Raw genomic sequence first — 13,674 nt, 5'->3', positions numbered from 1 at the left:
ATATATTTAATAATAATTTAATTTATAAAGAAATCAGGAGATTCACCTTCTCCCATTACTTGTTGATAGATATTACCTTCAACATCTACTAATTGAATAAAGAGACTATAAGGTGTAGGAAGGGTATATAAATTAGGTAAGGGTACATTAACGGGTTGGTTATTTAACGATAATAATTGAATATCTTTTATTCCCCCAGTTAATCTTAAATGGTACTCTACCTCATTCATAATTACATCCTGACCCGGTGGATAAGTAGAGGGATTTAGATAATCCTGATAAGCTTCCCAAAGGTCATTAATAACTTCATCTAATTTAGCTCCAGGTACTAATTTAGCTATTAAGTCTCCACTAATAGGTAATAGCTCCATTGGGCTGATATATAGCCGAGTACCTAACTGAATCCTAGAGCTTAATTGATTTCTTACTTGGGAGATTTGAGCCTGATTAGCAGGTTCTTGGTTAGCATTCAGGAGGAATAAATGTACCGCACCTAATTCCTCTGTATTTAATTTATTCTGAGAGAGTAGTCCTATTGCTTTAGCTACTGAACCCTGTCCTAGAATATTCTCAGCAGCTTGCTCATAATCATTGGCAGATACTAGGTTCCTTAACCTTAGTTGAGCTAATCCCCTACTGATAGTCTCCTCTACTGTCTCTGCATCAGTACCTCCAGAGGAAGGCTCAGTATTAACTACCTGAGATAGGAAAGTAAGAGGTTGAGTAGCTCCTACAATCGTGTAAGGTGCTAGGTTATAAGCACTACCAACTTCCTCAGCAGTAGCAGTTACAGAACCGGAAGTTAGTCCTGGAGGTATTTGTAAGGGAGCATCGGTGAAGAATGAATATCTACCAGATAAATCTACTACCTCAAAGCCTTCAGGTATTGTGAAGGTAGTGGATTGAGGAGTTATTAGGGTGAAGGTTAGTGTAGTGGTAGCTTTAGTACCTAAACTCCTCTCTACTCCAGTTATCTTGAGGAAATCTATAACTAAAGCTAAAGGTAACTGATTAATGTAGTATAAAAGTTCTGCTCCTGCAAAAGCTTGACCTTGAATTAAAGCAGCTACAGGGGAATTCTCTGAGAAGTCATTTAATAAACCCCCAGATTCATTAAATACTCTGGCTTGGGATCTTAGAGCTAATTCCTCCTCTGCCTGGGGATCTAAAATTATTGATGTTAAAGGTTCTGTTGTCATATTTAATTATAAAGATACTCTTAAAGTAATACTCTCATCTTCCCAAAAGATACTTAAGACAGCCTCTCCTGCATCATTAATAGATCCATATACCTGGAAGTCAATATCTGGGATATATCTTCTCAATCCTTCCTGTACTTCACTAGCAAAGATAGATATATCTGATGCGGAATTAAATAATGGATCTCTCATTCCATATTGGGGTCTCATTACACGCTCTCTAGGCTGAGTTTGTAACCAGGAAAGAATATGACCTTTAATCAATTCCCCTTCAGAAGCCATTAATAAATTGCCCCTAGATTTATCTAAAGTTAGGGGAAATGCTATGCCTGTTGTCATATTGTTTATCTAATATATAATTTTGTCTAAGGTTGGTTTCTAGTACAAAGGGTAATATACCTAACCTAAATATTGAACTTTATTATTAACAATAATAATTATCTAAAATAAGGTGGCAACCCTTAATTATTATTCTTAAGGATTACTAGAAAGGGGGTTGCCACCTTTACCGAAGGTGAAGATGCCAATACTAACTAAGTTAGGGTTGTTACCTTATTAATTAAGGGGTAGTAACTATACCTCATGCTCAGGAGGAATCCTTCTAGTTAAAGGGAAAGATAATAAGCATAAACTTAATACTTAATTTAATTTATACTGAGATGTAAGGTGGCAACCCTTGATTTATTATATATACAGTTAACTAGAAGAGGGGTTGCCACCTCTATGAAGTAGAGTTGTCAACGTTAACCTAGTTAAGGTTGCCACCTAACCCACTTTAATAATCAAAGATAACTAGAGAATTATTACGGGTATCAATATGACAGAAGGATAAACGCATACCCCTGCCTAACCCTCCTGTACCTCTAGCTCTCATAACTCCTAGGATTAGGTCATATAGTTTATAAATATCTCCGGTAGAGTTCCGTATGTCTAATGCTCTACCAATAATATGCTGACTTTTGCTAGCTCCTCCAACAGCACGATTAATAGCAGGAGGTCTATAACCAGAGGTAATTATAATAGGGCTGCCCCATTTATCTCTAATTTCACCAAACAGTTTAGCTGTCTCAATAATATTACTGACAATTTGATTATTCTCAGGGACTCTAGTACAACCCTTAGTCACCTCACCCCAGGTTAGTGAAATACCTTCTATAACAGCTTCGTTCTCAAAAACGGTATTACCATTAGGCAATCTCATTGATTTACCCGTTCTAGATATTGTTAGGGGGCTATAGTTACTAACTTGAGTTTGTTCACTAACTCTATGTTCACCTATCTCTAATAAGTTAGCCGCTACACTTGAACCTATTAAGGTAGGGTGAGATAACCATACAGATTCCTTAAATTCAGCAAATGCCTTTCTAGTTAGATTACCTACAATACCATCCACCTCATAGTTATATAACCCCTTTAATTTAAGCTTAGTTTGGATTTCTTTAACTAACTCTTTAGGAGCTTTATCCAGCTCGATTACTAGATTTCTATCTACAACTTCATTTAATTTAGGGAATTTATTCATATTATTTACCACCCAGCATCTACTATTACGTCTCCATCTGAGTCAACAGCACCTTCAACAGCAATAGGGCTACCATTAATCTCCATAGTGCCTACATTCGTGAATCGTATTCCGTGACCACCCATATCGATAGTTATTACACCTCCTCTTACCTCAGAAGTACCATTTGCAAATAGTTTGAAAGTCCACTGACCTACTTTGAACATCACATACTGAGCAGCTTGTAGGGTGATAGCTTGTAAAGCATTCATGAAGATATTACCCTTCACCTCAGCAGTAATATCCTTCTCAGAATTAAATTCAATATCATCTGCATTGGTAGTTAACTTACCTCCTATAACTAAATCATCATTACCTTTTACCTCAATATCCCTATTACCTGGGATTTCTTGAGATAGGTCATTCAGAGGTGATTGTTTATCTCTAGGTGGGTTAGTGTCATTACAGAGAGATAAGTACCAACCATTAGATTCGAGTCCATTAGCATAGAGAACTAGAACAGTTTCTCCAATCTTAGGTAGAGGTGGATCTATGTTGGGGTAGGCTAGTAATCTCCTTAACCAATCGCTATTAAGTGAAGGGGTATTAGGTAATGCTACCTTAATCCTTCTCCTACCTTCTGGGTCATTATTATCTGTAACGATCGCTAAGGTTCCAAAGGGAATTCTACCCACATTATCTAGAGATATTTGAGTAGCTTTCTCTGAGAGCTTCCATAGTTTAAATATTTCTTCCATTATTGAATCCTTCCCCTTACTGGAGGTAATTTAACTCTAGATGCTGGATTAATAGGTTTGCCATTGACCCTAATCTCCCAATGCAGATGCGGCCCCGTGCTGAATCCTGTATTACCCATCTTTCCTATTAATTGACCTTGGGTAACTTGTTGACCATTATTAACTACTATCTGACTTAGGTGGCTATATAGAGTCTGCTCATTATTAGCATGGTCTATTACTATTACATTGCCGTAACCATTCTTTTGATTTGCATTAGTACCAAATGCAGCAAAAGAGACAGTTCCATTAGCAGCAGCATAGATGGGAGTACCTACAGCATTAGCAATATCAATCCCATTGTGCATTCTAGTCCTACCTCTAAGAGTTCTCATACCAAAAGGTGAGGAGAATATTCCTTTAGCTGGGATGATATATCCACTATAAAAGGAAGATACAGCAGTTATAATCTGACCTACTATATTTGTAGAGCTGGGAGTAGCAGTAATAATATCAGCAGTTTCTTTAGCTTTAGATATAGGACTAAAACAGCTAACTCTGGTGATAAACCTACCATCGTAATCATGAGTGACTGTATCAATTACCCACATCCTATCTAAGAAGGTACTGATACCTTTAGTGAGTAAGGGAGTGTCTGGGTCTAAGGTTAAAGCTTCTGGTGTAGTGGGGAATTGGGCATCAGCTTGTAATCCTTTAATTCTAGTCTCATTAGCTCTATTATCAGCATCTTGTTTATCAGTATTACCTATAGTCTTAGGTATAGGTCTAGGTAGAATAGACCCTGTAGTAGCTACTGCACCATCTCTACCAGTACCTACTACATTCTCCTTTCTCTTCTGTACTACCTTACCTGAGTCTGGGTCAATCTCAAACTTCCTCTCACCTGTTGAATTATTAGCTCCAGGACTAGAGGATCTAGCTCCATCTTCACTATCTCTCTGAGCTTCATGAATAACTTCAAAGATAGTGCCTAAATTATCCCCATATTCCAATACAAATACTTCCTTATCAGCCATTACATCCTTTCTAGGCTTAATAGATAAGGTGGCTCCTTTAGTATGTACTCTGTAACCTATTCTTCTAGCTTCTATTAGTAGAGCCTCATAATCACTCTGTCCTCTCTGAGGGAAGTAGGTATAAGTAGGCCCTTCCTCTGACATATCTAGCTTCATACCATAAGCTGAGGTAATCCTTTGAGCTATCTTCTTAAAGCTCATATTAGTATAAACAGTATTCTTAATCCTCTGTGTTAGTACCCAAGAGGCAGCTTGACCAGTGAATTCTAAGGCATCTGGTTCAAATAAAGAATATCTAAGACCTGTATGGATGAATGAATAGGCAGCTATAGTGTTACCGTCATAGCCCATCTCAATAGTAATCTGACCTCCAGTATAAGTTTTAGCTTGAGGTAGATTCTCTTGCTGAGGAGTAGTTGAGGTAGAATCTGCTGCTGCTTTGGAGGCAGTATTGAATGGCACTAAGAAAAGCCGAAACGCTGATCAATTAAGCAGTTTGCAATTGTTTACGTAATTCATGCCGGGGTTTGGTCATCAAGGGGTAAATTTTGGGGCGACGTTTACGAACTCGTGGTTCACTACGACCTGGGCGGTAGGGAACAGCCTTGTGAGGAATAACTTTGAGTAAAGTACGATAAATTTGAAGACGTTTTGTTGAATGAGCAGCTAATAATTTGGGAAGAAAGTTAATTAAATGATGGCGAGTACCTTGTAGCGATAAGCGTAAGGGAGGAGTATTATAAGTAGTTCCAGCCTGCCACATTAAGCTACGAAGTAGATTGTAAGCGAGTAAATAAACATGAATTTCTTTGCGGATCATAGAAGGAGTTTTACACCGTAGAACATCCATCCCTAATGTGGTTTTCAGATGTCTCAAATCCAATTCAACATCCCAACGTTTACCATAAAGTCCAACAACTTCTAGAGTAGAATAAGTTGCTTTATCTAAAAGAGTAGTAATCAAGCTAACTCGTTGAGTGCGAAAACCAGGAATAACGATGTAATAGTAAATCTCTCGCAAAGTTATGGTTTGAGGTAGAGCATTAAATTCATCTTTATTCAATCCTTTTGGACAACTTTTAGGCTTATGCCAAGTAACTAACTTGTCACAATCGCCAACAATTTTGCCTTTTCGCATGGTTGTTGTCCGAGATTGATGCTTGCGAAATACAGCATCACAGCCAAGTTTGGTAATAGAAACGATATCGGCGTAAGCACAAAAAGCTCTATCCCCTAAAAGTACATCATTTGGTTTGAGAAAACTGTACATTTTTCTCGCTAATTTAATATCATGAGTGTTCAAAACGTCTATGCACAGTGCAACAGCGGCTCCAGTAACTAAACTGAATATTACCCCGATTTTGGCAATTGGGAACCCACATCCTTCTTGTTGAGTGCTAGGTTGAGGATATTCTTTTTGGTTTTCTTGTGTGTCAGGCATAGATACAGTTGAGCCATCTATTACTTTCACATTTCGACCACACCATAAATTTTCTTGGTTCACTTTCTCTTCTAAGCTTTGTGCAGAGAAATTAAAAAGTTTTTCTAATAATTTTTCTGGCAACCTTGCCCTAGCTTGACAATAAGCACTTGTATCTGTTGAAGGAATTTCTACTTCTGATTCTGCCAAATGTGCAATTATTTTACTTACAGCGTTATGACAAGTTTTATCAGTATCCAAAACCTGAGATAAAAATGCCCACAACGTTATTAGCGGGTCAAATAATCGCTTTTTGTATTTAATATTTAATTCAGATATTGCTTGTCTAATTGCCGATTCTGGCAATAGTTCTTTAAAGGGTAGCCCTAAACTTTGGCTAAATTTATCCTTGAGAATTTGTACTCGTAGTGTCACAGTAGTGTTTATGATCTTGGCTTGCTCGTCTTCAAAAAGTATTTCATGAGCGAGCAAGCTTTTTCTACCGACAAAAATTTTTGGCCAACCATACATCATCTTTCTCAGAGCGATCGCCTGACTCAGGCTATTACTGCTAAATGGGCATTAAAAGCTGTAGCCCCTGAAATGTATGGCTTCTAGCTTTTCTTAGTGCCATTCGAGGCAGTATTAGCTCCAGGTGCTACCGTGTTGAGTGCTTTTACTGCCCTCTGAGCAAAAGGGAGTAGAACATCTCTAAGGGGTTGGTAGTTACCGCTATTAACAGCATTAAGGGTTATGTTGGTTAATGTGCTATTTAGAGGAGATACTTCTAATATAGTGATTCCTCTACTGGGCGCACTTAAGCTATCTCTATGGTTGAAAGGGAATGCTCCAAACTCTTTAGCTAGGGCTACATCCATTATGCTGAGATATTTACCACTAGGTTCATATTTAGCTCCAGCAATAATCCCTGGTCTTCCATTAGGGCTATCAAAGTGTATTTCTAGAGCGTAAGCATTATTCCTCTCTTTTAACTCTTTGACTTGATCTAAATAAGCTCTACGGGCAGCATCACTTCTTTCAGTAGGGGGAGTAGGAGCATTTATAACGTTATAACCAGCTTTCTGTAATTCAATTCTAAATACTTCTACTGTGATATCATTAGCTACAAATTCTAGAGTCCGGGTCTCCCCTTTATAAGTAACTGAGGAATTATGAGTACCATTAGTCCCAGAGCTATTACTGCCATCAGCAATATGACCAGGAGTGAGGATAATAGATTTAGTGGCAGCTATAGCAGGAAGGGGCCAATCAAGTATTTTATTATTATTGATTGAAGCTCCTTTAGAGGCCTGAGCGGCTTTTTGATTTACCTCTTGAAGAGATTTATTCTTATTTGATGAGCTAGCAGTAGTAGTCTCAGCCTCTAGCCATTCGATATTTACATTGATAACTCCAGGTGAGGCATTATCAGTTAAAGCTTTCCAAGCTCCGGGGACTAAATCAATCTTTCTAGTAGGGTGTTCTCTCAGGGGTCTAGCTGCTCTACCATTAACAACCGCAAAAGGCCCTCTATCTACTATCTTTACTATTATTTGCTTATCATTAGCTAAGTTAGTAACCTTCATCCTGGCATATTTATATTTGCGGTCATACATAGCCGCATACATACCATCCCAATTAATTCTGTCTCCATAAGCTCCTATTTGTCCTCCTTGAGTTGGTTCTCCATACCCGTAGGTAGTAGCTTGAACATTATTAAATACAGGTAGTCCTATTTCTCTACTTGTCTGGTCTGGTTCAGGAGGAGTGAGAGTAGGGGAAGTAATCTCTTCTCTTGGGGGGTTATTGGTAGGTTCTATAGGAGTTAATCCCCCTGCTTTCTCAATATAACCAAAGTATTTGTCTAATAAAGTTCTATCTTTATCCCTTACAGTGAATCTATAGCTAGATTGAACTTCTCCCTCACCTAAAGTAACTGAACAATTAATTAATTTACTATCACCGATAGTGAAGGAATCACCATTAGTATTTTGTAGTGGGCCTATAGTTACCCTAACGTAAGGAGCTATTAATTGTTGTGATGGGTTTATATTATTCATAATACCCACTCCACTAATCTGAATTCATATTGCTGATCAAAGCTACTATTGTCATCAAACTGACTATTCTTAATACTGTCTAATAATTCTTCATTTCTAGTAGGAGCTAATAATCCTTTAGCTAGAGGAGATAAATCTAAAGATTGCAGTAAATTCTGCCTATTCTCATCTCCAAATCCCATTAATCTATTAATTACTTTAGCTTCCCTAGAATTTATTATTTCCTTAATCCTATTCTGAAGGTCTTGGTTGACATTAAGAATTCTTTTAGCAGCAGCATCTCTAGCTCTTCTTTCTAATACTTCCTTAGAGGGTATAGTTATGTTCTGCCCTATCTCAATAGCTGTGAATATGTCAATATTATTGGTACTGGCTATTTCTCTCCAATAAGAAGCATCTCCTAATATCTCATTAGCAATGCTAGATAGGGAATCTCCGGGCATTATCTGAATAGACCTAAATACGGAGGAATTTAAAGGTTGGGTACTCATTTCTTAAATCCTATTCTCGAATGCAATATCCTCTTTAGTATGATCAATCTTCCCATCCTTATAGGTTCCTACTGTTCCTATTAACTTACTTTTGGAATCTAATAAAGTGATTACACCTTGAGAAGAAATATTTAATTTATATTTATTTGATCTAACTAAATTACCTGTAGAAATAGACATCTTTTTAACGTTCTGATTTAGCCATGCTCTAGTCTTAGAGGTGGCATCTTGCTTCTGTCTATCTGTTACTACCTTTGAAGTATTTTGGGCAGCTTGTTGACGATTATCGGAGCTTTCTATTAAGGCTTTATTGGGTAGTTGACTAGGAGGTATTTCTAATAAGGTTAGGTTAACTCTAGCTGAAGCTACCTGACCATTTAGCCAGCTAGTTTCATTCCAATTAAGGTCAGTTATAACAGCAGGACCAAAGGTATCAGCACCCCATTTAAAGTAGACTGGAGAAAGATTAAACTTACGATTACTAGGATTAGCTACCATTAAGGCTTGTAGTCTATCTAGTAATAACTTACAAGTCTTACCGCTAGAATAACTTTCTAATAAAAGGTTAGATAGATTAAGAGTTCTGCCTGTAGTGTAGTTATATTGTTGAGAAGGAGTTGAGGTAAGGGCAGTAATCCCTTCGTTATATATTGACTGTCTAGAGAATCTTTTTTCTTCAGGATTATATAGAAAGACAAAGACTGTTTTATTTAAATCATCTATTAAGTAGGCATAAACATCAGCTACCTTCCTAGCTGGATTTAGTCCATTAAGAACAGCTTGATTAACCATAATTTACATACATATAAAAATAATCCCCTACTGATTAATCAATAGGGGAATGAATCATTTAAATTTAGAATGCAATCGCTAGATTATTCTGAGAGTAATTTCTATATTCATCTGCAATAGCTCTCATGATATCTTTAGCGATTCCTCTAGCATCTTGAGCTTTAGTATTGATTATAAGAGAGTTGATATTAATCCCTCCCCTGCTACCAATGTTATTAAGTAAGGCAGCTTGCTGTTTGCGATTAAGGATGGCTTCTGAAGTGTTAGCTACTACTAATCCAGAACCAGGAGGGGCTGCTTTAGTTTCCCTAATAGCAGCCGCAATTAATCCATCTAATCTACCACCTGCTGAGTTAGGTACAGATTGAGGAATATTATTAATAATCCCAGAGCTTAAACCTTCATTAACTCTTAAGTTAAATCCAGGTATCTTTGATATTAAATCTTGGAACCAATCTACTAATTTATGGAAGAAACTGGTGACGGAATCAACTACTGTATTCCATATCCCTTGTATATTTGTCTGTAGATTTCTAAACCTTTCAACTAAATTGCCAAGGATTCTTCTTATATTTATACCAATTTTATCCCAATGTGCCGCTACTATAGTTAATAATCCAATTATCGCTCCTGCGATCGCTAACCCTAGGGTTCCTATACTAGCTACTACTGGAGCTACCAAAATAGATAATACTGCTCCAACAGCCCCTAATAAAGCATATCCTAATAATTTACCTAAAGCTAAAAGTAACGCTCCCCAATCAATAGTAGAGAGAAATTTACCTAGACCAATAAACAAGCCTCCTAAAATCTTAATAATTAAATCTAATATTTTAGTGAAATCTAGCTTGATTATGAATCTAAATATTTCATTAAATATCTCAGCTAATTTAACCCCTACAAAACCAAGTATTGAACTCCAATCTAAATTACTTAGGAAATCTAACCCTTGATTTGTAGCCTCAGCTAACCAAGCACCCAAACCCTCAAAGTTAATTAAATTATTAAAGAAATTAAATAAGCTTCCCTTTAAAGAATCAATATTCCTGCTAACATTAAAGTCTCTAAGAATTCCTGTTACATAATTGATAGTGTTAGTGAAGCTATCAGCAGCATTACTTAAAGCTAGCATTGGATCTCTTATAGAGATTCCTAAATTCTTAAGAGATATGTATAAAGTATCAAAGAATCCATTAGTTCCAAATACGGCTAGGAGAGTTCTATTGATAGATTTTAAAGCGGTCTGTCTACCCTCAGTATTTTTATCCAGATCCCTCATAAAACCGAAGAATCCAGTTTCCAGTCCGAAGATTCTATCATTAATTAGACCAAATACACCCTCTACGGATTCCGAGAGTGCTTCTAATACTTCCTCATCTAACCTAGCAGCTTGTAGAAATATTCTCTGCCTTTCTTCTCCAGATAATCTCCTAAGATCCCTTCCCCCTAATAACCTCTCAACTTCATTTCTAAATGTAGTATTCTTTTCAAATAAATCTAATTGTTTTAATTCATTAAGGGTTCTAGAGCCAGATAAAAATAAAGCAGCTTGAGTGGATGCCCTAGTTGAATCTATACCAGCAGTTTGCCCCAATAAAGTACCAAACTTAGATAATTCACCTAATCTATCAAGAGCCGCTCTCCTTTCAATTGAGTCTAATCTACCATCTAAACCTACAAAAGCAGGGATAACATCATCTATTATTCCTCTACCAAAGGTTGTAAAATCAGATGCCATCCCTGGGAGAGATGCTGCTACTCTAGCCATCTCAGTCTGAAAATCTTCTACAAAAGCAGTAGCTTGTCTGAAGTTAAATCCAGCCAGCCTCATAACATTACCAGCAGTAGCTATAATACTGGTTTGGGTAGTAGCTGCCTCCCTAAATAAAGAGACAGATCTAGAAGCTATATTCCCGACAGCCTGTAAACCTGCTGTGATTGCTTGAGTCATTAGGTTAGCCCCTAATGTAGCTCTACCTAATGACCTCGTTAAACCACCATCTAACTGAGAAGATAATCTTCTAATAACTACACTGGCTTGGTCGTTGGCTTGGAGGGTGATAATTACATTATTGCTGTTCATTATTTAAATTCAATTTCTCCCATCATCCCCCACTCTTGTAGTTTATTCTCAGAAGAGGGTTGTTGCCTTTTACTCAATTCTATAAAGATATACAGGTGATACAAACATTCAGATATTTCCATATCTAATAAATAGAAATAGGAGGGATTTATATTCCCTCCACAGGCTAGAATTAAGGATTGGAGTAGTTCTTGACAGGTTAATGCTGGTTGAGACTGAATACTAAATAGTATCTGACTTTCTTGCCAAATATTCAAGCTTATCTCGAAAGCAATTTAGGCTAGCTGCCATCCTCTCTACATCCTCAATTTCTAATATATCTAAAAGCTCATTAAAGGAGATTTTATCTCTATCTCCAAATTTAGTTATGCAAAGGGAAGCTAGCTTTAAGGCAATAAAAGATTCAGTTCTAAACTCCTCTTCAGCCACTTTTAGATAACTATCTAATAAGAGAAATTGTTTAGCTTTAGGAGAGTTTAATTGAATAAGAGTACCATCAGTTAATTGAAACCTAACTATTCCCTCTTCTTGATTAAACTCTACCTGGAATTCATTATTATTACCTTCACTAACCAAGCTGTTGGTATGTTCAGATGATATCTGCTTCATCTCTTCCATTACTACTTTTCTAGCCATAAATATCACCTATTATTTAAATTCTGCACTGTCTATAGTAAATTGAATTTCTAAGGTAGAAGTTTGACTACCATCAGAAGTGTCAACATTACCTGGGCAAGACCAGCTAGAAATTCTACATCCAAATAAATCCCAAGCTTTATTACCTCTAAAAGTATTAGTACCTTGGGCATTGGTTACTCTTCTAACTGGACGTAATCTCATATTGAAAGGAGAACCATCTTCCCTCTGTTTAATAAAATCAAGGGCAGGTTGGTCTTTCTCAGGGTCGTAGGGTTTAGAGATGGTAACTACTTCATATTCTTTAGTACCTCCATCAGCACTACGCATTACATTAGAAAGTCCGTCATTATATTTAGGTCTACTGTAATTAACTTTAATTCCTGAGAATTGAGTCCAGTAAATATTATTAAGACCCTCTATAGTAATATGATAATCACTGTTACTTTGAGGGTTAATGTCCTGTAATCTCATCTATATATTCCTAATATTTAATTAAATGGTAGTAGTAGCTGATTGTATTAATTGAGCTTCTACTTGATTTTGATTAAGTGGTAAAGTACCAATAGAAACTCTGATTGTGTTAATTAGTAATTTCTCCATTGCAGGAGCAGGTACAGCATAAACCTCTAAGATTACATTTCCTCTCTCTAATTCCTCTGGAGGGTTATTCTCGAAGTCACACTTAACCTCAAATGCTTCAGCTTCAGTAGCTCCAAACAGAGCCTTACCTCTCCATAGACGAGAACATACAGCACTAGCAGTTAGGGAGATGGCATTTAACAGTGACCCTTGGCCATCAATTGCGGAGAATAAATCATTATCAAACCCACTACGAAGTGTTCCATTTAGAACGTTCATAATGACCCTAGTGTGTAGGAAAGTATAAAACTCATTATTAGAGCGAGTTCTCATTGCCCAAACGACTACACCCTTATTTCTCAGGTTACGAATGATGTTAATTCCTAGAGGGTTGAGTTCTTCTTGCTCTTGTGTGCTAACCTTAGTAACTACATCAGTAACTCCTAGCATAGGAAATTTAGACCCAGCAGGAGGTTGTTGGAATCCTTCTTCCTTAAATCTACGAGTAGCTATACCAGCAACACCCGCAGAAGGTGGAACTAAATTACCTTCTAAATCAATTACATAAGGATAGTAGAATCCTGTATGACCTTGAGGAGAGATATAAAGTAATCCTTCAGCTTGTGCTTGGGTTCTAGTCCTACCAGTACCACAATCAACTAAAGCAACCCAATCAAATAGAGGGTCACTAGCTAAAGCTTCCATTGCAGAACCCACCGCAATGCGATCGCTTTGAGTAAATAAGTTCTGGAAAGCTTCGGGAGCAATCAGGAATCCTTGGTTCCAACCATCCTCTGAATCAAAGCTATTCTCAATAGCATAAATATAATCATCTCTGTTAGGTTGATCTAAGGAATTATTAATAACTCTCATTCCATCCCCAGAGGTATGAACAAATACCCTGATAGGAGTAGTTGTATTAATGTTATTTATATAAATTCTATCGTTACCATCTCCAACTACAGCCTGTACTGAGGTATTAATAGTTGTATTAGCATTAATAGCAGCAATCAACCCATCTCTAATTGATTGAACTGTAGGGGAAGAGCTTGAGGTAAAGGAGATAATAGTAGAGGTAGCATGGAAGTTGAGAGAGTAAGTTCTATTAGCAATAGCAGAAGTAATAATTACTGTAA

Annotated in this window: 14 protein-coding genes; 1 reads left to right on the top strand and 13 read right to left on the bottom strand. The window is 37.0% G+C overall.

From position 1 onward, the window contains the following. Nucleotides 1-17: 17 nt before the first annotated feature. The 6 genes from NOS7524_RS15645 to NOS7524_RS15620 form a co-directional block, all read right to left on the bottom strand. Nucleotides 18-1,199 (bottom strand): baseplate J/gp47 family protein, encoded by a 1,182-nt coding sequence (locus tag NOS7524_RS15645; protein WP_015139451.1) that lies wholly within the window; start codon nucleotides 1,197-1,199, stop codon nucleotides 18-20. A gap of 6 nt (nucleotides 1,200-1,205) precedes the next feature. Continuing rightward, on the bottom strand, nucleotides 1,206-1,538 hold the full coding sequence (locus NOS7524_RS15640) for a lysozyme (protein WP_015139450.1): 333 nt from the start codon (nucleotides 1,536-1,538) through the stop codon (nucleotides 1,206-1,208). A 436-nt stretch (nucleotides 1,539-1,974) separates the two neighbouring features. Further along, a complete protein-coding gene (locus NOS7524_RS15635; RefSeq protein WP_015139449.1) occupies nucleotides 1,975-2,721 on the bottom strand; it encodes a D-Ala-D-Ala carboxypeptidase family metallohydrolase in 747 nt (248 codons plus the stop codon). A 5-nt stretch (nucleotides 2,722-2,726) separates the two neighbouring features. Then, nucleotides 2,727-3,458 (bottom strand): phage baseplate assembly protein V, encoded by a 732-nt coding sequence (locus tag NOS7524_RS15630; protein ID WP_015139448.1) that lies wholly within the window; start codon nucleotides 3,456-3,458, stop codon nucleotides 2,727-2,729. Beyond that, nucleotides 3,458-4,936, bottom strand: coding sequence for a peptidoglycan DD-metalloendopeptidase family protein (locus NOS7524_RS31100; RefSeq protein WP_015139447.1), 1,479 nt, complete (start codon nucleotides 4,934-4,936; stop codon nucleotides 3,458-3,460). The genes NOS7524_RS15630 and NOS7524_RS31100 overlap by 1 nt, the downstream gene beginning before the upstream one ends. A gap of 25 nt (nucleotides 4,937-4,961) precedes the next feature. Then, a complete protein-coding gene (locus NOS7524_RS15620) occupies nucleotides 4,962-6,329 on the bottom strand; it encodes an IS4 family transposase (RefSeq protein ID WP_041555549.1) in 1,368 nt (455 codons plus the stop codon). A 45-nt stretch (nucleotides 6,330-6,374) separates the two neighbouring features. Between NOS7524_RS15620 and NOS7524_RS30090 the strand changes: the two genes are divergently transcribed. Then, nucleotides 6,375-6,512 carry a hypothetical protein gene (locus NOS7524_RS30090; RefSeq protein WP_171815344.1) on the top strand — a complete coding sequence of 46 codons (138 nt, stop codon included), beginning with the start codon at nucleotides 6,375-6,377 and terminating at the stop codon, nucleotides 6,510-6,512. Here NOS7524_RS30090 and NOS7524_RS15615 read toward each other — a convergent pair. The 7 genes from NOS7524_RS15615 to NOS7524_RS15580 all read right to left on the bottom strand — a co-directional run bounded on the left by NOS7524_RS15615 (nucleotide 6,509) and on the right by NOS7524_RS15580 (nucleotide 13,552). Then, the gene (locus tag NOS7524_RS15615; protein WP_015139446.1) at nucleotides 6,509-7,954 is read right to left on the bottom strand and encodes a septal ring lytic transglycosylase RlpA family protein; all 1,446 of its coding nucleotides are present in this window, start codon (nucleotides 7,952-7,954) and stop codon (nucleotides 6,509-6,511) included. The genes NOS7524_RS30090 and NOS7524_RS15615 overlap by 4 nt on opposite strands. Continuing rightward, nucleotides 7,951-8,445: a LysM peptidoglycan-binding domain-containing protein gene (locus NOS7524_RS15610; protein WP_015139445.1), complete on the bottom strand. Its 495-nt coding sequence runs from the start codon at nucleotides 8,443-8,445 to the stop codon at nucleotides 7,951-7,953. Before NOS7524_RS15610 ends, NOS7524_RS15615 begins: the two co-directional genes overlap by 4 nt. A 3-nt stretch (nucleotides 8,446-8,448) precedes the next feature. After that, nucleotides 8,449-9,237, bottom strand: a complete 789-nt coding sequence (locus tag NOS7524_RS15605; protein ID WP_015139444.1) for a hypothetical protein — start codon at nucleotides 9,235-9,237, stop codon at nucleotides 8,449-8,451. A gap of 64 nt (nucleotides 9,238-9,301) precedes the next feature. After that, complete coding sequence (locus tag NOS7524_RS15600; protein ID WP_015139443.1) at nucleotides 9,302-11,320, bottom strand: hypothetical protein; 2,019 nt, start codon at nucleotides 11,318-11,320, stop codon at nucleotides 9,302-9,304. A 222-nt stretch (nucleotides 11,321-11,542) separates the two neighbouring features. After that, entirely contained in the window at nucleotides 11,543-11,956 is a 414-nt protein-coding gene (locus tag NOS7524_RS15590; protein WP_015139442.1) for a hypothetical protein, read from the bottom strand. Between the two features lie 12 nt (nucleotides 11,957-11,968). Next, nucleotides 11,969-12,430 (bottom strand): hypothetical protein, encoded by a 462-nt coding sequence (locus tag NOS7524_RS15585; RefSeq protein ID WP_015139441.1) that lies wholly within the window; start codon nucleotides 12,428-12,430, stop codon nucleotides 11,969-11,971. Between the two features lie 21 nt (nucleotides 12,431-12,451). Further along, nucleotides 12,452-13,552, bottom strand: coding sequence for a phage tail sheath subtilisin-like domain-containing protein (locus tag NOS7524_RS15580; protein WP_015139440.1), 1,101 nt, complete (start codon nucleotides 13,550-13,552; stop codon nucleotides 12,452-12,454). Between the last annotated feature and the right edge of the window lie 122 nt (nucleotides 13,553-13,674).

Origin of the sequence: Nostoc sp. PCC 7524 (genome assembly GCF_000316645.1) — a bacterium.
Taxonomy (GTDB): domain Bacteria; phylum Cyanobacteriota; class Cyanobacteriia; order Cyanobacteriales; family Nostocaceae; genus Trichormus.
Note: the sequence above shows the minus strand (reverse complement) of the source record. Positions and strands in the feature narration are given on the sequence as shown.

Excerpts from the sequence above, each read along its gene's own strand:
- NOS7524_RS15615 (WP_015139446.1), bottom strand. The coding sequence starts at position 7,954 with ATGAATAATATAAACCCATCACAACAATTAATAGCTCCTTACGTTAGG.
- NOS7524_RS30090 (WP_171815344.1), top strand. The coding sequence starts at position 6,375 with ATGAGCGAGCAAGCTTTTTCTACCGACAAAAATTTTTGGCCAACCATA.
- NOS7524_RS15600 (WP_015139443.1), bottom strand. The coding sequence starts at position 11,320 with ATGAACAGCAATAATGTAATTATCACCCTCCAAGCCAACGACCAAGCC.
- NOS7524_RS15590 (WP_015139442.1), bottom strand. The coding sequence starts at position 11,956 with ATGGCTAGAAAAGTAGTAATGGAAGAGATGAAGCAGATATCATCTGAA.
- NOS7524_RS15630 (WP_015139448.1), bottom strand. The coding sequence starts at position 3,458 with ATGGAAGAAATATTTAAACTATGGAAGCTCTCAGAGAAAGCTACTCAA.
- NOS7524_RS15605 (WP_015139444.1), bottom strand. The coding sequence starts at position 9,237 with ATGGTTAATCAAGCTGTTCTTAATGGACTAAATCCAGCTAGGAAGGTA.
- NOS7524_RS15585 (WP_015139441.1), bottom strand. The coding sequence starts at position 12,430 with ATGAGATTACAGGACATTAACCCTCAAAGTAACAGTGATTATCATATT.
- NOS7524_RS15645 (WP_015139451.1), bottom strand. The coding sequence starts at position 1,199 with ATGACAACAGAACCTTTAACATCAATAATTTTAGATCCCCAGGCAGAG.
- NOS7524_RS15640 (WP_015139450.1), bottom strand. The coding sequence starts at position 1,538 with ATGACAACAGGCATAGCATTTCCCCTAACTTTAGATAAATCTAGGGGC.
- NOS7524_RS15635 (WP_015139449.1), bottom strand. The coding sequence starts at position 2,721 with ATGAATAAATTCCCTAAATTAAATGAAGTTGTAGATAGAAATCTAGTA.
- NOS7524_RS15610 (WP_015139445.1), bottom strand. The coding sequence starts at position 8,445 with ATGAGTACCCAACCTTTAAATTCCTCCGTATTTAGGTCTATTCAGATA.